Source organism: Mucilaginibacter sp. P4_G9, assembly GCF_056400985.1.
In genome coordinates, this window is the sequence record NZ_JBFUKF010000964.1 from 1 (window position 1) to 516 (window position 516).

Annotated in this window: 1 pseudogene; it reads right to left on the minus strand. The window is 41.7% G+C overall.

From position 1 onward, the window contains the following. Positions 1-516 (minus strand): annotated as a pseudogene (locus AC1DPZ_RS28820) (polyphosphate kinase 1); the annotation flags it as partial.

Here is a 516-nt window from a genome sequence, read left to right on the forward strand (position 1 = left end):
TTCTTGGCCGCATTTACCAATGCATGTACGATCCTTGAATTCTCGGCCAGGCGGTAAACTGCTATGCTGATTTCTTTAACCTTAGGATCAATAGCTGCCTCGCGTAAAAAGTGAATAATGTAATCATAAGACTGATAAGGCGTGCTAATCATATAATCCTTTTTAGCGATTAGCCCGATCAAACTTTTGCCAAATGAAAGATCTTCGGCAGGCAGGGCAGGATATTTAACAAACTCCAGTTCGGGCGAGCCTACATTAGGAAATGATATAAAATTTTTAAAGTTATGATACCTGTTACCTGGAATGAGGCTTTCGCCATGGAGCCCCATTTTAGTCACCAGGTACTTTAACATATCCATCGGCATTTCGGTATCATAAAGCAAACGCATAGGTGTGCCTTTCTTGCGTTTTTGCAGGCTTTTGGATAGTGCATCAATGAATTTCCCGCTTACTTCCTTATCCAGATCAAGTTCCGCATCACGGGTAAGCTGCAGAGAATAAGCTTCTATACTATCG